At 60.6% G+C, this 19,205-nt stretch carries 19 protein-coding genes and 1 other RNA gene; 14 read left to right on the plus strand and 6 right to left on the minus strand.

Translation table 11 applies throughout. The annotated features are described in order from the left end of the window. Positions 1-149 precede the first annotated feature (149 nt). Complete coding sequence (gene fur / locus ABI582_RS24890; protein ID WP_019470441.1) at positions 150-554, minus strand: ferric iron uptake transcriptional regulator; 405 nt, start codon at positions 552-554, stop codon at positions 150-152. A 97-nt stretch (positions 555-651) separates the two neighbouring features. On the opposite strand from fur, the gene ABI582_RS24895 reads away from it, so the two are divergent. Next, positions 652-1,188 carry an outer membrane protein assembly factor BamE gene (locus ABI582_RS24895; protein ID WP_264360836.1) on the plus strand — a complete coding sequence of 179 codons (537 nt, stop codon included), beginning with the start codon at positions 652-654 and terminating at the stop codon, positions 1,186-1,188. Between the two features lie 63 nt (positions 1,189-1,251). On the opposite strand, the gene ABI582_RS24900 is transcribed toward ABI582_RS24895, so the two are convergent. After that, complete coding sequence (locus tag ABI582_RS24900) at positions 1,252-1,686, minus strand: type II toxin-antitoxin system RatA family toxin (RefSeq protein ID WP_019470439.1); 435 nt, start codon at positions 1,684-1,686, stop codon at positions 1,252-1,254. A gap of 163 nt (positions 1,687-1,849) precedes the next feature. On the opposite strand from ABI582_RS24900, the gene smpB reads away from it, so the two are divergent. Further along, positions 1,850-2,332 (plus strand): SsrA-binding protein SmpB, encoded by a 483-nt coding sequence (gene smpB / locus ABI582_RS24905; RefSeq protein ID WP_016489183.1) that lies wholly within the window; start codon positions 1,850-1,852, stop codon positions 2,330-2,332. A gap of 167 nt (positions 2,333-2,499) precedes the next feature. Here smpB and ABI582_RS24910 read toward each other — a convergent pair whose 3' ends face one another. After that, a complete protein-coding gene (locus ABI582_RS24910; protein ID WP_258654069.1) occupies positions 2,500-3,267 on the minus strand; it encodes an FCD domain-containing protein in 768 nt (255 codons plus the stop codon). Positions 3,268-3,521: 254 nt separating this feature from the next. Here ABI582_RS24910 and ABI582_RS24915 point away from each other — a divergent pair, with 254 nt between their 5' ends. The 7 genes from ABI582_RS24915 to ABI582_RS24945 all read left to right on the plus strand — a co-directional run bounded on the left by ABI582_RS24915 (position 3,522) and on the right by ABI582_RS24945 (position 11,350). Then, positions 3,522-5,192, plus strand: coding sequence for a lactate permease LctP family transporter (locus tag ABI582_RS24915; protein WP_019470437.1), 1,671 nt, complete (start codon positions 3,522-3,524; stop codon positions 5,190-5,192). Positions 5,193-5,255: 63 nt separating this feature from the next. After that, entirely contained in the window at positions 5,256-6,401 is a 1,146-nt protein-coding gene (gene lldD, locus ABI582_RS24920) for an FMN-dependent L-lactate dehydrogenase LldD (RefSeq protein WP_138737801.1), read from the plus strand. A 75-nt stretch (positions 6,402-6,476) separates the two neighbouring features. Beyond that, positions 6,477-9,287 (plus strand): FAD-binding and (Fe-S)-binding domain-containing protein, encoded by a 2,811-nt coding sequence (locus ABI582_RS24925; RefSeq protein WP_442120573.1) that lies wholly within the window; start codon positions 6,477-6,479, stop codon positions 9,285-9,287. A 318-nt stretch (positions 9,288-9,605) separates the two neighbouring features. Continuing rightward, positions 9,606-9,896 carry a hypothetical protein gene (locus tag ABI582_RS24930; protein WP_016489189.1) on the plus strand — a complete coding sequence of 97 codons (291 nt, stop codon included), beginning with the start codon at positions 9,606-9,608 and terminating at the stop codon, positions 9,894-9,896. 99 nt (positions 9,897-9,995) lie between these two features. Next, positions 9,996-10,394, plus strand: a transfer-messenger RNA (tmRNA) gene (gene ssrA, locus ABI582_RS24935). Positions 10,395-10,755: 361 nt separating this feature from the next. Beyond that, positions 10,756-10,998 (plus strand): hypothetical protein, encoded by a 243-nt coding sequence (locus tag ABI582_RS24940; protein ID WP_016489249.1) that lies wholly within the window; start codon positions 10,756-10,758, stop codon positions 10,996-10,998. 88 nt (positions 10,999-11,086) lie between these two features. Beyond that, positions 11,087-11,350, plus strand: coding sequence for a DUF3077 domain-containing protein (locus ABI582_RS24945; protein ID WP_442120574.1), 264 nt, complete (start codon positions 11,087-11,089; stop codon positions 11,348-11,350). A gap of 159 nt (positions 11,351-11,509) precedes the next feature. Here ABI582_RS24945 and ABI582_RS24950 read toward each other — a convergent pair whose 3' ends face one another. Next, a complete protein-coding gene (locus tag ABI582_RS24950) occupies positions 11,510-12,358 on the minus strand; it encodes a helix-turn-helix transcriptional regulator (RefSeq protein ID WP_442120575.1) in 849 nt (282 codons plus the stop codon). Between the two features lie 157 nt (positions 12,359-12,515). On the opposite strand from ABI582_RS24950, the gene ABI582_RS24955 reads away from it, so the two are divergent. Beyond that, the gene (locus tag ABI582_RS24955) at positions 12,516-13,064 is read left to right on the plus strand and encodes a GNAT family N-acetyltransferase (protein WP_442120576.1); all 549 of its coding nucleotides are present in this window, start codon (positions 12,516-12,518) and stop codon (positions 13,062-13,064) included. A gap of 45 nt (positions 13,065-13,109) precedes the next feature. Then, positions 13,110-13,547 carry a GNAT family N-acetyltransferase gene (locus ABI582_RS24960; RefSeq protein WP_442120577.1) on the plus strand — a complete coding sequence of 146 codons (438 nt, stop codon included), beginning with the start codon at positions 13,110-13,112 and terminating at the stop codon, positions 13,545-13,547. Between the two features lie 210 nt (positions 13,548-13,757). On the opposite strand, the gene ABI582_RS24965 is transcribed toward ABI582_RS24960, so the two are convergent. After that, complete coding sequence (locus tag ABI582_RS24965) at positions 13,758-16,151, minus strand: TonB-dependent siderophore receptor (RefSeq protein WP_442120578.1); 2,394 nt, start codon at positions 16,149-16,151, stop codon at positions 13,758-13,760. A gap of 159 nt (positions 16,152-16,310) precedes the next feature. Further along, entirely contained in the window at positions 16,311-16,949 is a 639-nt protein-coding gene (locus tag ABI582_RS24970; protein WP_442120579.1) for a hypothetical protein, read from the minus strand. 124 nt (positions 16,950-17,073) lie between these two features. Here ABI582_RS24970 and ABI582_RS24975 point away from each other — a divergent pair, with 124 nt between their 5' ends. From ABI582_RS24975 to ABI582_RS24985, 3 genes are all read left to right on the plus strand, one after another. Continuing rightward, positions 17,074-17,592, plus strand: a complete 519-nt coding sequence (locus ABI582_RS24975) for a type IVB secretion system protein IcmW (protein WP_442120580.1) — start codon at positions 17,074-17,076, stop codon at positions 17,590-17,592. Positions 17,593-17,686: 94 nt separating this feature from the next. After that, positions 17,687-18,436, plus strand: coding sequence for a hypothetical protein (locus ABI582_RS24980; RefSeq protein WP_442120581.1), 750 nt, complete (start codon positions 17,687-17,689; stop codon positions 18,434-18,436). Positions 18,437-18,448: 12 nt separating this feature from the next. Beyond that, complete coding sequence (locus ABI582_RS24985; RefSeq protein WP_442120582.1) at positions 18,449-19,204, plus strand: hypothetical protein; 756 nt, start codon at positions 18,449-18,451, stop codon at positions 19,202-19,204. The last annotated feature ends 1 nt before the right edge of the window (position 19,205 follow it).

The following is a 19,205-nucleotide window of genomic DNA, read 5'->3' on the forward strand; positions in this document are numbered from 1 at the left end:
GGTGATCACAGGACCTGAAATTTGTGGTGTACCTGTGGGAGCGGGCATGCCCGCGAAAAGGCCGGCCCCGACCACAAACCTTTCAGCCCCGTACAAAGCACAAAGGCGACCCGAAGGTCGCCTTTGTCATTCATAACGATAAAAAATCGTTACTTCTTCTTACGCACATACAGGACCAGATTGTGGTCCACCAGCTCGAAGCCATGCTCGGCTACGATTTCGCGCTGGCGCTTCTCGATTTCGGCATCCATGAATTCGATGACTTCACTGGTCTCCACGTTCACCATATGGTCGTGGTGACCGCCATCGGCCAGCTCGAACACTGCGTGACCGCCGTCGAAGTTGTGGCGAACCACCAGACCCGCTGCTTCGAACTGGGTCAGTACGCGATAGACGGTGGCCAGGCCTACGTCCTCGCCTGCTTCCATCAGTGCCTTGTAAACATCCTCGGCACTCATGTGACGCTGCTCGGTGGAATCGAGCATCTGAAGGATCTTGACTCGAGGCAGGGTCACCTTGAGACCGGCTTTGCGCAATTCGCTATTTTCAACCATGGTCAGCTTTCTCGCCGATGCTGCTTCGCAGCTTCTCTTAATACGGGTATGATCGGGGTTTACGTTGTCCAGCCAAGATAGTGGAAGTCGCCCACCGATGCAAAACACCAAGCTCTTGCTAACCAGCCTCACCCTAGTGGGACTGCTCGCACTCGCCGGTTGCTCGTTTCCCGGGGTTTACAAAATCGACATCCAGCAGGGCAATGTCGTCACGCAGGACATGATAGACCAATTACGCCCGGGAATGACCCGACGGCAAGTAAGGTTTATCATGGGCAACCCGCTGATTCAGGACACCTTCAACACCAATCGTTGGGATTACCTGTACAGCCTGCAGCCTGGTGGCGGTAAACGCCAGCAAGAGCGCATGAGCATTTTCTTCAACGAAAGCGACCAACTGGTCAGCTTGTCGGGCGACTTCATGCCAGGCGTCAGCCGCGACCAGGAAATCCTCGGTGGCAGCAGCGACACCACCGTCAGCCCGGCTACCGAGCCAGGCCAGACAGAGCAGCCAGCGGCCCAGCCTGAAGAAAAACCGGCCAAGCCAGGTTCGGTGGAAGAATCCATCCAGCGCGAAATCGACACCATCGAGACCACCCCGGTCCCGACCCCGGCACCGCTGGAAACCCGCTAAGCGGGAACAGCAGTCGCAAAAAAGCCCGGACCTGGTCCGGGCTTTTTGTTTGCGCCTTATCCGTCAGGCATTCAATTGCTTGGCACGCTGGCAAAACGCATCGACCAGCGTGTTGGCCGCCTGATTGAACAGCGGGCCCAGCGTGGCGCGCACAATCGGCCCGGCATAATCGAACGACAGGTCCAGGCTGATCTTGCAGGCCTTTTCACCCAGCGGCTTGAACACCCACACGCCATGCAGCTGCGTGAACGGCCCTTCCTCAAGGTTCATCTCGATAGACTGCCCCGGCACCAGCACGTTACGCGTGACGAAGTACTGGCTCATGCCACCTTTGGCCACCTCCAGCTTGGCATGCATGTGCGTATCGCTGGCGTCGATCACCGTCGAGGCCGAGCACCACGGCAGAAACTCTGGGTAGCTGGCCACATCGTTGACCAGATCGTAGAGCGCCTGGGCGGGGTATGGCAGCAGGGCGGAGCGTTGAATATGGGTAGTCATCCAGGCGTCACTTCCAAGGCTGGGTGGCGACGCTTCGCAGCGTGCCGAAAACAGGTTCTGTGCGTATGACAGGGTTGGTATTGTCCGGTATTCATTCCGGTGGCTCAAGCACACCGAAATCCCATAGCGGACGACGCGCGGACTTGCCTATAATGCCGCCCCTATGGCTAAGCAAAAAAAACATCCGACCGGGACCATCGCGCAAAATAAAAAAGCGCGACACGATTACTTCATCGAACACAAGTTCGAGGCCGGGCTGGTCCTGTCCGGCTGGGAAGTAAAAAGCCTGCGAGCTGGCAAGGCGCACCTCGTTGACAGTTACGTGCTGCTCAAGGACGGTGAGGCCTGGCTGTTCGGCAGCCACATCACCCCGCTGACCACCGCCAGCACCCACGTCATCGCCGACCCCATCCGCACCCGCAAGCTGTTGCTGAACAAGCGCGAGCTCGAGCGGCTGGAAGCGGCTGTAGCGCAAAAGGGCTACACCTGCGTGGCGTTGTCGCTGTACTGGAGCAAGCACCTGATCAAGTGCGAAATTGCACTGGGCAAGGGCAAGAAGGAATTCGACAAGCGCGACACCGTGCGCGAACGCGATTCCAACCGCGAGCTGCAGCGGGTTGTGCGGAACAAGGGCAAGGAAGACTAATCCCTTCCTGCCTGGCAGCGCGGTGTAGGAGCGGCCTTGTGCCGCGAAAGGGCCGCAAAGCGGCCCCAGCAATCTCGGCTCATTGCCGATACCCTGGGGCTGCTTCGCACCCCTTTCGCGGCACAAGGCCGCTCCTACACTGATTGCGCATGCCTGACGGGATCGAGTCAGCGCCCGCTGCGCCGCTCTGCCCGCGCCACCCGCTGCGCCTCTTCGTGCGCCTCTTGCAGCACCTCCTGCACATACAGAATGTGCCGGCTGGACACCTCCCGCGCATCCTCCGCCCTGCCCTCGACAATCGCCAGGTACAGCTCCCGGTGCTGACTGATCAGCATGTCCCGGGTTTCGGTGCGTTGCTGGTACATGCCACCAATGTTGGTCACCACGTTGCGCTTGAGCAGGTCGAACAAGCCCCGGATGGTGTGCAGCAAGACTGCGTTATGGCTGGCCTCGGCAATCGCCAGGTGGAAACGCGCATCGGCCACACCCTCCTCCGCCCGAGTGACTTCATCGACCCGGGTATAGCAGTCCTGCAACGCATCGAAGGCTGCCTTCAACCGCTCCCGATCCGGCCCGGTGGCCCGCTGCGCGGCGTAATAGGCACATGACGCTTCCAGGGTATGGCGAAATTCAAGCAGGTCGCGCTGCGCCTCGGCACTGTGCTCGAGCAACTGCAGCAGCGGGTCACTAAACGTAGAACCCAGTGACTCGGCCACAAAATTGCCGCCGCCCTGGCGGCTGACCAGCAGCCCCTTGGCCACCAGTTTCTGGATCGCCTCACGCAGTGACGGGCGGGACACGCCGAACTGCTCGGCAAGGGCGCGCTCGGCCGGCAGCCGCTGCCCAGAGGTCAGCGTGCCTTCCAGAATCATCCCTTCCAACCGATCGACAATGTCGTCGGACAGGCGCCGTTGGCGGACCTGATCAAAAACCATCACATGCTCTCCACAAACCCCCGGCAAATTTCAGGGGCGCCTATTCTCGCCGATCCAGGCCGCGCAAACACCCATCAAGCCGCGATTTTGCCAGCGCATCAGGCGCCCGCTCATCGGCACGCGACCAAAGTTTTGCACAGGACAAATTGACACACCCACGACAGCGCTTTTAACCTAGCGACCAGCCATTGTAAATTGGTCTTACCAATTATCCAATGCCAGTGCTGACCAACAACAATTAGGGGCCACCCCATATGCAAACCTGGCAACAACTCTATAGCCCGCTTGGTAGTCTTGGCCTGTCCGCACTGGCGGCAGTCATCCCTATCGTGTTCTTCTTCCTTGCCCTCGCCGTGTTCCGCCTGAAAGGCCACGTAGCGGGCAGCATCACCCTCGCGCTGTCGATCCTGGTGGCGATCTTTGCCTTCCAGATGCCTGTCGACATGGCCCTCGCCGCCGCGGGTTATGGGTTCCTCTACGGCCTCTGGCCGATTGCCTGGATCATCGTTGCCGCGGTGTTCCTGTACAAACTCACGGTCAAGAGCGGCCAGTTCGAAGTGATCCGCAGCTCGGTGCTGTCGATTACCGACGACCAGCGCCTGCAAGTGCTGCTGATCGGCTTCTGCTTCGGTGCCTTCCTCGAAGGCGCGGCAGGCTTCGGCGCCCCCGTGGCAATCACTGCCGCGCTGCTGGTGGGCCTGGGCTTCAACCCGCTGTACGCCGCCGGCCTGTGCCTGATCGCCAACACCGCACCCGTGGCCTTCGGCGCCCTGGGCATCCCGATCATCGTGGCCGGCCAGGTCACCGGCATCGACGCCTTCCACATTGGCGCCATGACGGGCCGCCAGCTGCCGCTGCTGTCGCTGTTCGTACCGTTCTGGCTGGTGTTCATGATGGACGGCCTGCGGGGCGTGAAAGAAACCTGGCCTGCCGCCCTGGTCGCCGGCCTGAGCTTCGCCGTCACCCAGTACTTCACGTCGAACTTCATCGGCCCTGAGCTGCCCGACATCACCTCGGCGCTGGCCAGCCTGATCTGCCTTACCCTGTTCCTGAAAGTCTGGCAGCCAAAGCGTTCGTTCAGCGAAGCCAAAGGCAGCGTCGGCGCAGCCGTTGTGCAGCCAAGTGGCAGCCAGCCTAGCCCTTACAGCTTTGGCGAAATCTTCAAGGCCTGGTCGCCGTTCCTGATCCTGACCGTACTGGTCACCATCTGGACCCTGAAGCCGTTCAAGGCAGCGTTCGCCCCGGGCGGTGCGATGTACAACTTCGTGTTCAACTTCGCCATCCCGCACCTCGACCAGCTGGTGATCAAGACCGCACCGATCGTTGCCGCGCCAACCGCCATGCCAGCGGTGTTCAAGCTCGACCCGATCTCTGCCACCGGCACTGCGATCTTCCTCTCGGCGCTGATCTCCATGGCGGTGTTGAAGATCAACTTCAAAACTGGTCTGACCACTTTCAAAGAAACGTTCTGGGAGCTGCGCTGGCCCATCCTGTCGATCGGCATGGTGCTGGCCTTCGCCTTCGTCACCAACTACTCGGGCATGTCCTCGACCATGGCCCTGGTACTGGCCGGCACCGGCGCCGCGTTCCCGTTCTTCTCGCCGTTCCTTGGCTGGCTGGGCGTGTTCCTGACCGGCTCGGACACCTCGTCCAACGCCCTGTTCAGCTCGCTGCAAGCCACCACTGCGCACCAGATCGGCGTCAGCGACACCCTGCTGGTAGCGGCCAACACCAGCGGCGGCGTGACCGGCAAGATGATCTCGCCGCAGTCCATTGCCGTGGCCTGCGCCGCCACCGGCCTGGTGGGCAAGGAATCCGACCTGTTCCGCTTCACCGTCAAGCACAGCCTGTTCTTTGCCACCATCGTGGGCCTGATCACCTTGGTGCAGGCTTACTGGCTGACCGGCATGCTGGTTCATCACTAAAGTGAAAGGGGCCGGGCGCCATCGCGCGCCCGGCACTCCCCACAAGCAACGCTGCGAGAATCCATGATCATTTCTGCCTCTACCGACTATCGCGCCGCGGCCCAACGCAAGCTGCCTCCCTTCCTGTTCCACTACGCCGACGGCGGCGCCTACGCCGAGCACACCCTGCGCCACAACGTGTCGGACCTGGCCGGCATTGCCCTGCGCCAGCGCGTGCTGAACAACATGTCCGAGCTCAGCCTGGAAACCAAGCTGTTCGACGAAACCCTGAGCATGCCGGTAGCCCTGGCCCCGGTCGGCCTCACCGGCATGTACGCCCGCCGTGGCGAAGTACAGGCGGCGCGTGCAGCCGCGGCCCACGGCATCCCGTTTACCATGTCTACCGTGTCGGTGTGCCCGATCGAAGAAGTGGCCCCGGCCATCAACCGGCCAATGTGGTTCCAGCTGTACGTGCTGAAGGACCGCGGCTTCATGCGCAACGCCCTGGAGCGGGCCAAGGCCGCCGGGGTCAAGACCCTGGTGTTCACCGTCGACATGCCCGTACCCGGCGCCCGCTACCGCGATGCCCACTCGGGCATGAGCGGCCGCAACGGCCCGCTGCGCCGCGTGCTGCAAGCCATGACCCACCCCGAGTGGGCGTGGGATGTGGGGGTGATGGGCCGCCCGCACGACCTGGGCAACATCTCCAAGTACCGCGGCAACCCCACCGGCCTGGCCGACTACATCGGCTGGCTGGGCAACAACTTCGACCCGTCCATCTCCTGGAAAGACCTGGAGTGGATCCGCGAGTACTGGGACGGCCCGATGATCATCAAGGGCATTCTGGATGCCGATGACGCCCGCGATGCGGTCAAGTTCGGCGCCGACGGCATCGTGGTGTCCAACCACGGCGGCCGCCAGCTCGATGGCGTGCTGTCCAGCGCCCGCGCCCTGCCGGCCATTGCCGACGCCGTCAAAGGCGACCTGAAGATTCTGGCCGACTCCGGCATCCGCAGTGGCCTCGACGTGGTGCGCATGATCGCCCTGGGCGCCGACACCGTACTGATCGGCCGCGCTTTCCTCTACGCCCTTGCCGTGCACGGCCAGGCCGGGGTGAAAAACCTGCTTGAGCTGTTCGAGAAAGAAATGCGCGTGGCCATGGTGCTGACCGGCGCCAAGTCGATCAGCGAGATCACCCGCGACTCGCTGGTACGCGAACTGGGCGCCTGACCGCCTGCAAGAAACACCGCCTGATTGACCCGGGGCATGTGGTGCACAGACGCCACAGCCCCGCGAGGAGACTGCATGAGCTTGCCCGCCGCGTTCCTGCGTGATGCCGAGCGCCTGATACCCGCCGAACGCCGCTTCGACGACCCCACGTCCACCCTGGCCTTTGGCACCGACGCCAGCTTCTACCGGCTGATCCCAAAGCTGGTGGTGCGCGTCGAGTCCGAGGACGAAGTGGTCGGCCTGATCAAACTGGCCCAGCGCGAGCGGGTGCCGGTCACCTTCCGCGCCGCCGGCACCAGCCTGTCTGGCCAGGCCATCACCGACTCGGTGCTGATCGTGCTCGGCGATAACTGGAACGGCCGCGAAATCCGTGGCCAAGGCGAGCAGATCCGCCTGCAACCCGGCGTGATCGGCGCCCAGGCCAACGCCTGGCTGGCCCCCTTCGGGCGGAAGATCGGCCCCGACCCGGCCTCGATCAACGCCTGCAAGATTGGTGGCATCGTTGCCAACAACGCCAGCGGCATGTGCTGCGGCACCGCGCAGAACACCTACCACACCCTGGCCGGCCTGCGCCTGGTACTGGCCGACGGCACCCGCCTGGACAGCGAAGACCCGGCCAGCGTCGCCGCCTTTGAAAAAAGCCACGCCGAGCTGCTGGCATCGCTGGCCAGCCTGGCCCGCGAGACCCGCGCCAACACCGCGCTGGCCGAGCGCATCCGGCACAAATACCGGCTGAAGAACACCACCGGCCTGTCGCTGAACGCACTGGTGGACTACGACCAGCCGCTGGACATCCTGCAGCACCTGCTGGTCGGTTCCGAAGGCACGCTGGGCTTCATCAGCGCCGTCACCTACAACACCGTGCCCGACCACCCGCACAAGGCCAGCGCCCTGCTGGTGTTCCCCAGCGTCGAAAGCTGCTGCCGCGCGGTACCCGTGCTCAAGCAGCAGCCAGTCTCGGCCGTGGAACTGCTTGACCGTCGCAGCCTGCGCTCGGTGCAGAACATGCCCGGCATGCCGCTGTGGGTAAAAGGCCTGTCAGACAACGCCTGCGCCCTGCTGATCGAGTCCCGCGCCGCCAGCCAGAGCCTGCTGCATGAGCAATTGCACCAGGTAATGGCCTCGATCGCCGACTTCCCGCTGGAACAGCAAGTGGACTTCAGCGAAGACCCGGCCGTGTACAACCAGTTGTGGAAAATCCGCAAGGACACCTTCCCCGCCGTCGGCGCCGTGCGCCAGACCGGCACCACGGTGATCATCGAAGACGTGACCTTCCCCGTCGAGCAACTGGCCGAAGGCGTCAACCGCCTGATCCAGCTGTTCGACAAGCACCGCTACGACGAAGCGATCATTTTTGGCCATGCGCTGGAAGGCAACCTGCACTTCGTCTTCACCCAAGGCTTCAACAGCGCCGCGGAAGTCGCCCGTTACCAGGCCTTCATGGACGACGTGGCGCAACTGGTGGCCGTGGAGTTCGGCGGTTCGCTAAAAGCCGAACACGGCACCGGCCGCAACATGGCCCCGTTCGTGGAGCTGGAATGGGGCCATGACGCCTACCAGCTGATGTGGAAGCTCAAGCGCCTGCTCGACCCCAACGGCATCCTCAACCCCGACGTGGTGCTGAGCGAAGACCCGGACATCCACCTGAAAAACCTCAAGCCGCTGCCTGCCGCCGACGAAATCGTCGACAAGTGCATCGAATGCGGCTTCTGCGAACCGGTGTGCCCGTCCAAGGGGCTTACCCTCAGCCCACGCCAGCGCATCGTCATGTGGCGTGACATCCAAGCCAAGCAACGCGCCGGCATCGACACCCGCGAACTGATGCAGACCTACCAGTACCAAGGCATCGACACCTGCGCCGCCACCGGCTTGTGCGCCCAGCGCTGCCCGGTCGGCATCAACACCGGCGAGCTGGTAAAAAAGCTGCGCAGCCAGGCCGCCGAGCACAACAAGACCGCCGACTGGCTGGCCGAGCACTTCCACACCGCACTGGGTGGCGCCCGCCTTACCCTCACGGCCGCCAACACTGCACGCAAGCTGCTCGGCGCCCCGCGCCTGGGCCGCCTGAGCGCCTCGCTGAGCAAAGCCAGCAAAGGCCGCCTGCCCCAGTGGACCCCGGCCATGCCACAACCCCTGCGCCCGATCAGCTTCGGCCCGGCCAGCAACGACGCCCGCCCCCGCGTGGTGTACCTGGCAGCCTGCGTTTCACGTGTCATGGGCCCGGCCTACGCCGACCGCGAGCAAAGTTCGCTGCTGGACAAAACCCGCAGCCTGCTGGAAAAGGCCGGCTACCAGGTGGTGTTCCCCGACAACGCCGACAGCCTGTGCTGCGGCCAGCCCTTCGCCTCCAAGGGCTACCCCGAACAGGCCGAGCACAAGCGCCAGGAACTGATCGCTGCCCTGCTGCACGCCAGCCGCGGCGGCCTTGACCCGATCTACTGCGACACCAGCCCCTGCACCCTGCGCCTGGTCCAAGACCTGGGCGAAACCCGGCTAGACCTGTACGACCCGGTGCGCTTCATCCGCACCCACCTGCTTGACCGCCTAGAGTTCACCCCCCAGGACGAGCCGGTGGCCGTGCACGTGACCTGCAGCACCCAGCACCTGGGCGAAAGCCAGGCCTTGATTGACCTGGCGCGGCGTTGCAGCAAACAGGTGGTAATCCCCGAAGGCATCCATTGCTGCGGGTTTGCCGGTGACAAAGGCTTCACCACCCCCGAGCTCAACGCCCACTCGCTGCGCAGCCTGAAGGACGCGGTGCAGTATTGCAGCGAAGGCATCTCCACCAGCCGCACCTGCGAGATAGGCCTGTCGAGCCACAGCGGCATCGACTACCACGGCCTGGTCTACCTGGTAGACCGCGTCACCCGCCCACGCAGAATATAAAGGCAGACACCTTCACCCTTGTAGGAGCGGCCTTGTGTCGCGATCGGGCCGCAAAGCGGCCCCAAGTTCTCAGCAGCGATGCATAGATCCCCGGGGCTGCTCTGCAGCCCTTTCGCGACACAAGGCCGCTCCCACAGGTACAGCGCACCCCCGAGCCAAGCACGATCCCTGTGGGAGCGGCTTCAGCCGCGAACACCGGCAAAGCCGGTGCCATCCCCCACCCCAACATCACCCCGCCACCATCCCGATTGAACCCCGGCCAATCCCCCACAGTCCACCCTACAGGCCCACCTTCCAGAGGCCCCAGAGGAGACACCCATGAAAGGTACCGCGCTTTCGGCCCTGTTCGCGGCCGCCACCCTGCTGGCTTCGCCGGTGTTTGCCGCCGATGACCTCTGCACCACCAACCTGCAAAAGATCGACGACAGCATGGCCACCGCCGGCGCCACCTCCGAAGGCCTGGACAAGGCCCTGACCGAGCACGTCGACAAAGCCAAAGCCGCCCAGGCCTCAGGCGACACCAAGGAATGCATCGCCATCACCAGCAAAGTGCTGGAGCGCCTGGAGAAAACCGAGAAAGGCAGCGGCTCTGGCAGCGGCGGCGCGTGAGCCATGAAGCGGGCGACAGGACCGGCTGTCGACGTCGCCCGCGCAATGGCGTATACTCCATCCCACGTGCCGTAAGGTGCGTTAGCGTAACGCTAGTGTGGGGCCGATTAGGATTCGACGCCGGTAGCGAAACTCTAGGTGCATGCCGAGTTGGTAACAGAACTCGTAAATCCACTGTTGCAACTTTTATAGTTGCCAATGACGAAAACTACGGCGCGGAGTACAAGCTGGCTGCGTAAGCAGTCCTCTTGACCCGTTGCTTCTGGTAGCTTCGGCTCCAGCAATCACTAGGGGATGCCTGTAAACCCGAACTGATTGTCATACAGAACAGGATCGTCGCGTAGCACGTTGTGGGCGAAGTGACTAAAACTTACACAACTCATCCAAAGCACCCTGCCCGTCGGGCGGCTGCGGATTAAATCAGTAGACACGGCTACGCATGTAGTACCGACAGCGGAGTACTGGCGGACGGGGGTTCAAATCCCCCCGGCTCCACCAAATCCAAAGAAGAAGACGCCCTCGGGCGTCTTTTTTTGTGTCTCAATTTTGGGATCTGCGGGCCGAAATATCGGATTTACCCCCTTTCTTGTAGGGCGTTTCCCAAAGATACTCCCAGCGCCTGTTTTCCGTTGCGGCCATTTTTTCAGGGTTTTAGTCTCGGTGGGTCGTTGCTCATCAACGGCATGACTTTGACAGGTCGCGACGGTAAACAACAAAACGGCTCGTCCTTATGGCGGCTGTACGTGCGGGCACGCTTGCGTGCGCCGGAACTTGTTGTTTCCGCCGGTCTGTCAACCCGCGTACAGCTGCCACCCTCTGTTTGACAGCAGAAGGTGACGGCCCTGAAATGGAAGCAATCATGTTGAAGATAGTCCCCGACCCACCCCATCATCTCCACTCCCTGGAAGACACGATCATGATGGCCTCGGACTACGCACTCTGTGCAGAAGCCGTAGCCCAGCAGGCGATGCTGATGCAGCCCAGGTCGCCCGCATCGGTATTGATCATGGCCTCGATGCACGAGCTCGAAACCCTGCGCCGATTACTCGAATCAGCGCTGACGCAAATACAGCAGCCAGCGAACCCGCAACCGATGCACTGATTCGCATACCGAGCGAAAAACCTGTGGGAGCCCGGCTTGCCGGCGATAGGGCCAGCCCAGGCAACCACCAGACCAGGGAGAGTGATCAATGACCACCGAAGACACGCACTGCACAGTCGGCAAAACCGTCTTCTTTCAAGGCGAAAACCAGACCCACCCACTGTTCCGCATCGAGCCCGGCATCCCGTGCCAAAACGCCCGCGAACAGGCCTCGGAACTGATGGGCTACGCACGGGACCTGACCATTGATGGCCTGATGGAAGACAAGCCCAAGCTGATCTGGGCTGCGCACTACCTTTGCGCTTTGGGCAAAGCGCTACTGGATGATGCCGAACTCGGCATGATGCGTTGAAGCCCAAACCGCTAGGCCTACCAGCCGCCGCCATCTGACCTAGGTGGCGGCCATATCATGGCAGTGCGGAAAGCGCTCTTTCAACCGCTCAATCGTTGATCGCCACTTCGGCGTTCCAGGCCGACACACCGTCTTTTGATTACTTATTTTGACCGCAGGTCAGTCCCCCTCCGCTTTCTTGTGCTTACGATAAAGGGAGAGCGAAACACCCGTTTGGCGCTTGAAGTAGCGGCACAAGTACGATGCGTCGGCGAAGTTCAGTTCCTCGGCCACACGGCCAATAGATAAGTCACTGTACGAAAGAAGAGCCTTGATTTCCAAGGTGACCTGCCGATCGATCAGGCCCTTGGGAGTTTCATTGAAAAACGCATTGGTCAACTGCGACAAGTAGAACGGTGTGATATTCAGTGCGTCGGCATAGAACTTTACATCCCGGTAGCGGCGGCAGTGTTTGCCAATCAACTCCCAGAAGCGCCAACAATGCATTTCCTGCCGGTTGAAGCCACTGTTTTCTATGGGAGTGGCTGGCAATTGCTCGGCCATTTTCAAAAAGAGGTTCTGCAGTTGATTGCGCAACATGATGCGATGGTATGTGGGACAAGTCTGCGCAACGTTACGCATCAGTGCCACCCACCCCTCTATCAGCGGCATGTCGTCCTTGGATGGAACGCAATGAGGATGGTTATGCAGAAATACGAACAAGCTATTTGGCAGCGGGTAGGCTACCTCCGCTGCAAAATTTTTCGGCATCAGGCAGAAGAAAACCTTGAAGCGGCGCGAGCGACGTTTGAGCAAGGCAATAGTGTCCTCAGCTAGCAGCATCACACCACCGCGCCTGACCGCATGCTCTTTGAAGTTGAGAGTGAAGTGGGCACTACCAGAGAGGCATACCAGCAGCGTCAAGTAAGCATGACCGAAGGAGAGCGGCAAACCACGCCCTTCCGCTAGCGTGGTTTCTCCCATCTGCATCGAATCGTCAGGAACGGAAAGCTTCGGAATGTGATGCATAGAGCCTCAGCGCTACAACAAACAGTAGCCAGCATCGTATCACCGCTTGGCGCGATTGTTTCGAAAAGTACCGAAGAAGCCGAGTTACTGACGTGTACCGATGCCCTGTCTCCCAATACTCTATCCCGAACACACCATTCCACTACGAGTACAGGATATGACCCTTAAAACAGAACGACTCTTGCTGCGCCCGTGGCAAGGCACAGACGCCGCTGATCTATACGAATATGCCAAAGACGCCCGAGTCGGCCCCGTCGCTGGCTGGCCCCCGCACACCAGTGTGGAGAACAGTGCCGACATCATCCGTACAGTCTTCAATCACCCAGAGGTGTACGCGGTCGAATTGAAGGAAAATCACCGTGCTGTGGGTTGTGTGGGCATTCTCATAGGCAGCAACAGCAATTTTGAAATCAGTGAGCAGGAAGGGGAAATAGCCTATTGGATCGGTGTGCCGTACTGGGGCAAAGGCCTGATTCCGGAAGCAGTGCGTGAAGTGATGCGACATGCTTTTGAAAACCTGAGCCTCAAAGCACTATGGTGTGGTTACTTCGCCGACAACATCCAGTCCCAAGCTGCTCAATCGAAGTGTGGCTTTCGCTTTCACCACACGGAAGAAAACAAATATAACCCATTCCTCCAAGATTACCGAACAGAACACATTAGCCGTATCACTTACCAAGAATGGTTAGGACATTCGAAAGAGTAAGAACACAAACCAAAGGTACCGCCAGGAGAAAACTCAGGAGACTCTATGGAAATCTTACTCGCCCAAATAACCCAACAAAACTATGAGGCAATTTGTGAACTGGAGGTCACTGAGGAGCAGGAGGACTACGTGGCTAGTAATACCTGGTCGCTCGTTGAGGCTGCGTACAACCCGGGTTACTTCACACGCGCCATCATAGCGGATGAAGAGCCCGTAGGCTTCTTTATGTGGGTGCAGGAATCAAAAGAAAAAGTCTCCATCTGGCGCTTTATGGTAGACAAAGAACATCAGCAGAAGTCCATCGGTAGAGTAGCGCTGGGTCTCGCGCTGCTTGAAATAAAACAGATCAAGGATTTGAAAGAAATTGAAATTTGCTACAACCCCAACAACATCGTAGCCAAAGGCTTCTATTCCAGCTTTGGGTTCGTCGAGGTTGGCATGGATGTCGACGGCGAGGATATGCGGGCGAGGATCATGATTTGAACTTCGCCAAATACAATCTGAGCGACATTCCGATCCCTCCCTCTCGACGCTCAAGCAGTTGCCGCTGAGCTCGCTGCTGCCGTTTTCCTTGGTGCTTACACCCAGGGCAGTTACCCCTACAGGCATCTTTGCAGACGTCAGTGTTTTGCACACCTGCAGGGGCTGATTTGCTCGAGAACACGGACGGAGTCCGTGCCCCCCCTACCCGCCTTACCAGCTGTAACTCACCTTCGCCGTAACCTCACGCCCCGGGTTGTAATAGTTCGCCGTCCCCGACCCCACCACATGCTGCTCGTCAAACAGGTTGCTGACATTCAGGGCAAGGTCAGTCCCCTTGGCAATCTTGTAGTTCAGCGCCGCGTCAAACAGCGTGGTGCCGTCGCTTTTCTTGGTGTTGGCAGCATCCATGTAATAACCACCGACATACCTGGCACCCAGACCAACGCTCACATCAGTGTTGGCAATGTCGTAGTAGCTCCACAGCGAAGCCGTATGTTTCGGCGCCACAGTGAATTCCTTGCCTTTGAGCGAACTGCCGTCATACAGCGCACCGCGCAGCACCTCGGTTTCCATGTAGGAATAGGCACCGATCAGGCTGAGGTTTTGCGTGACTTGCGCCTTGGCTTCCAGGTCCAGGCCACGGGCACGTGACTCGCCCACCGTCTGCTGCTCGATGATGCCGCTCGGCAGCACGACGGCGATGGTGACGTTTTCCTGGGTCAGGTCATAAACCGCGGCAGAGAAAAGCGCATCCATGCCCATGGGCGAATACTTCACGCCCACTTCGTACTGCCTGCCGGTCTGCGGCGTTACGCCAACCTGCGGAGGCGAAACCGACTCGACCATGCTCACGTAGGTGGAGACTTCATCGTTGACGATGTAGGTCAGCGCACCACGGTAGGAAGTTTCAGAGAAGTTGTCGCTTTGCCTGCTCACCCCGCCGACGTACTCCGTGCTGGACAGGTCCATGGAGTCATTACGCACACCCGCTGTAGCGATCAAGCGGTCATGGAAGGACAGGTTCTGCTGCAGGAACACGGCCTTGGTGGTGGCGTCGTTCTTCTTGCGGGTATAGGGCGTGATGCCGCCCGGCACGCCGGTGAACACTGGGTTGGCGATATCGATGGAGGGCGCCAGGCTGTATACGGAGCTCTGTTTGGTGGTGGAGTCGAGGTATTCCACACCCACCAGGGTGCTGCTGTCGATGTGCTCGAACTGGGCATCGTATTGCAGCATCAGGTTGCCGTTGAGCTGATCGGCATCGCTGTCGGTGCCGAACACGTAGCGCGGTATGGTGGTGCCAACCCGCGAAGCGCTGTCGCTCAGGTAGACATAGCCAAAGTCATCGCTCAACTCGCTGTAGCGCAGGTTGCCGCGCAGCGTGAAGCCGTTATCGAAGTCGTGGGTGATGTTGCCGCTGAGGCTGGTGCGCTCGACATCGTGGAAGTTGTAACCGGGCTCGCCGTAGAAATCGCTGCGGTCGTATTCCTTGTCCAGTGGGTAGCCACCGCTGTTTGGCGAGCTGTTGGTCTTCAGGTAGTCGAGGATCACCGTGGCCGAAGTGAAGTCGGTAGGCGCCCAGGTCAGGCCGCCCATCACGAACCGGTTATCGTCCTGCGAGTGGTCGTACTCGCGGTCGCTGTTCTGCATCTTGGCAGTGAATCGGCCCGCCAGCGTTTGTTCGTCGTTCAGGGCGTCGCCTACATCGATACCGGTTTCGGCATGGTCATAGGAGCCGTAGGTCACGTAGCCCTGGCCAAATTTTTCGAAGCGCGGCTGTTTGGTCACGAAGTTGACCGAGCCGCCTGGGTCTGCCGGCCCGAACAGGGTGGAGTTGGCGCCGCGCAGAATTTCGATGCGCTCGTAGGCGAACGGGTCTTCGCGCACACCGCGCATCGAGCTCAAGGTCAGGCCGTCACGGTAGGTGGTGGCCTGGAAGCCGCGGATCTGGAAGTAGTCGTTGCGGTCGTCCGAACCGTAGAAGTCGCTGACCACACCTGGGGTGTATTGCAGCGCCTCTTCCGTGGTGCTCACGCTGCGCTGCTGCATTTCCTTGTTGGTAACCACAGACACGGAAGCTGGCGTGTTGAGGATGCTGGTCGCCACCTTGCCGCCCACCCACAGCTCCTTGGCAACCACCGAGTTGGTGTCATCGTCGGCACTGGCCTTGACCTTGGCATTGATGATGACGGGCGCCAGGCGGTAGTCCTCGGTCGCCCCCAGTTCCAGCGGGCCGGCAGGCTGGGGTTGCGGTACTACGAGGTAGGCAGCCTGGCTTTGCTGCTCCGGCTGCAGGTCGGTCCCCTGCAACAGCCGCGCTAATGCCGACGGAGTATCCAGCGCGCCCTGCACCCCTTGGGTATTGCGGTTGGCCACGCTCTGCGCATCGAACGACAGGCTGATACCCGCTTCACGTGCAAAGCGGTCCAGTGCAGGCGCCAGCGGGCCGGCAGGAATGTTCCACTGCTTGAGCGGAGTATCGTGATCAGCGCTCAAAGGCTGCGCCAGCGACGGCAGTGCGTAGCTGCTGACCATCAAACCGAACATTGCAGCGTGCAAGGCACGGCTCAGTGGATGGCGCTCTGGAACCGGGGTAGAACTCATTCTCTCGCTCCGTGTTAGGGGGTCGGCGGGGTGGCCTGTAATCCGGCCTTCTCTACAGGCCGGACGAGAATGAGAAATCACCTCATTTATTTTTACGCAGTTTCTCTCCCCCCAACGACACCCCCGCGAGCGCTGGCGCAAGGGCCAGAAGTGAATCGCTCATTCAACGCGGTAGGTGAAAATAGAATCCTCATGGATTGGCGCCGATACCATCAATTCCCTGAGCTCCGGTATTTGCATAATTGCGTATAAGCGCTGCCTGACCTCATCCATGGTTTTGGCCCATTCGCACAACTTCAGGAAGTGGAGGCAGATAAAGTCGTAGCGCTCATCAAGATATGCCTCGGCCAATGCCCATCCGTCTGCACGCCCAAGGTCGAAATCCTCGGTGAAGTGATGCACCAAATGGTTGCGCAAGCCTACCAACTCGTTGAGCGAGGCCTTGGTCTGCGCGTACTCCTCCTCCGGCAGCTCCATGCCAAAGCGCAAGCTTATCCAGGACCTTCCGACTCGCACGCCATCGTCCTCCGGGTCGTCGGGTAAACCCGATGGCTTCAAGTAGTTCTGGGTAAAAGCTTTCACCAGCGGACCAAGGGTCTGCCTGTGGTGTTCAGCCGTCTTCTTTTCACGAGCGGCCTCAAGCTGATCAGCAGCGCCGCTTAACTCGCCTGAGGCAACCATGCTCTTCAACAGCATCTCGTACCCCTGCAGTTTCAGCAGGCAGCGCCCGAGTTTGAGCTGCACATCGCGCTGCAACTCAGGCACAGGACGGGAAGGATGCAGGGTGGCTTCTTCCATGAACAATCTCCAGGGCTCTACACATCAGGCATGTCAAAAAGTTGATACGCCAGCATTTTTGATACAGAATTAGAAACAGGATGCATTTTAGCGTATTTCAGTATGCTTTAAGCGAGTGCAGGGAATGGACGAATACACAACCTCCGAAGCGGGCACACCGCCGATCGATCAGCTGGACCTCACGGCACACGGCGTTCTTGGGCATTTTGCCAAGTCGTCGCGCAACGCCCAGCTGGTGAGCTTCCTGATGAGCATGGATCGGCTTGACCGCTGGGCGGTGGATTTTGATGAGGATGCCCCTGCGCACCAGTTCGAAATCCAGTTGCTGATGCAAGAGATCCAGGCCTTCGTCGAGGCCTACGCACTCGTCCTGCACCAGGTTCCACAACCCTTCACCGAGCTGCTGGCCCACCTCACCTCTTCGCGCTGCATGTACCTGGTGCGGTATGTGGCACAGCGCAACATCGCATTCACCGGCGCGCTGGCCCCCCTGCTGGCTGGCGATTTGTCGCAGCCCGCAGAGCTCACGGCATTTCGCCGCCGGCTGGAGGCGTTCAGCAAGGCTCACCTGCTCAGCGAGATTTTCTCCGGGGAGCGGCTGCGCGAGATATCACAGATCATGGAGAGTTACGCAGATGTATGACGGACGACTGAACCCTGTCGCTGTGGCGGTGGGAAAATCTGTGGGCAAGCGCGCGGTGTTGGGTAGTGTCCTGGGTGCCTGGCTATTGTTGGCCATGCCTGCATTCGCCGCCACCAGCAGCCTGGGCTCCACGTCGAGCACGTTGCTCTCGGAGCAGAGCTCCGTGGTGGCCGAGGCCATCAAGGCCGATGCCCAGGACTGCGCTGACGGCACCAAGGAAGGGACGATCGGCGCCTCCATCAACGACGCGCTGAGAATCCATACCGAACTGGCGGCGGCAACACCCAATGTCGAGTCACTGTTCAGCGCCACGGCGGATTGCTTTAGCGGCCTGGGCAGCCTGTTCGACCTCTCCGGCTCCATCCCGAGCCTGGGCGCCATTTTCGCGGCGGCCCAGGAAGCGGTACTGAAATATGCGCAGAAGAAAGTCTGTACGGCGGTACAGCAAGTTTCTTCGATGGTGACCAGCCCCATCAACCAGGCGATCGGCAAGGTCAGCAGCGGCACTTCACTGGCGGACCTGAACGGGCTGACCAATGGCTTGGTCAGCAAGGGCATGAGTACGCTCGACCCGGAGCTGGGTAGCGGTTATCACAGTACCCCCGCTGGCTACGAGGCCACCTACACGGTCGACGTCAACCCGTTCAACTACGTACAGACGGACTTCGGCGGCGGCGCCGGCACGGGCACTGGCACCACCACAACCACCAGCAGTGCGGCCACCACCAGCACCGTGGCGCCCGCAGCGAGCACCTCGTCTTCCAGCACTTCGAGCAGCATCAGCCGTTCCTCGTCGGGATCAGGCAGTGGGTCGTCCGGCTCGGCGGCAGGCCTGTTCAACTAAAGGGGGCTGACGATGAAGAAAGTCGCGGCAGTTCTGGCCGTTGGCCTTGGCCTGGGCGCTACGGCGCTTCCGGCCCAGGCACTGACCTGGGCTTCGGTGCTGACATTCATCAGTACCATGCAAAGCGAGATGAGTGCCTGGTCGGTGACCGTCAAGCAGACCGCGTTGTCCGCCAACGTGATCTCGCAAATGGACAACGATTCGAAAAAGCAGCTTGCCAACGCAGTAGGCGCCATCGAGATGTCCGATCGGGCGATGGCGGCCGTGACCTCGTTCGATTCCGCGGTGGGGCAACCGGTCACCAGCAAGTGCATTGCCCAGCAGCAAGGCAAGCTGATGGTCGAAGCGGTGTCACAGCGGGACAAGGACGCAGCGCGCCTGATGGCGACCTATTCCTCGCAGCGGGTGGGCTCCAGGGCAGTGGCCGACCGGGAAACCCTGGCCATGCACCGCGACAACTACTGCAGCGTGTCCGAAGCCAGGCAGGGCATGTGCGCGCTCAACGCCAACGGCATGCAGGGCTGGGATGTGGATTACGCCGGGCCGTTCAGCGAAATGACCCTCGCCCCGGAAGGCGAGACCGCAGCGTATGCTTACACCGCCATGATCACGGATCAACGCGCGGAAGCGCACATCGACTGCACCACGGTCGCCTGCAATGCTGCCCAGTCGCAGCAACTCGCCGCCTCGGCCATGACCGCGATGGCTGCCAACTCTCTCGTAGGGCAGGTGACGGACCGTCGCGTGCCAATGCTCACAGGGCAGTGAT

This window comes from Pseudomonas sp. SAS7 (assembly GCF_052112345.1).
GTDB classification, from domain to species: domain Bacteria; phylum Pseudomonadota; class Gammaproteobacteria; order Pseudomonadales; family Pseudomonadaceae; genus Aquipseudomonas; species Aquipseudomonas putida_Q.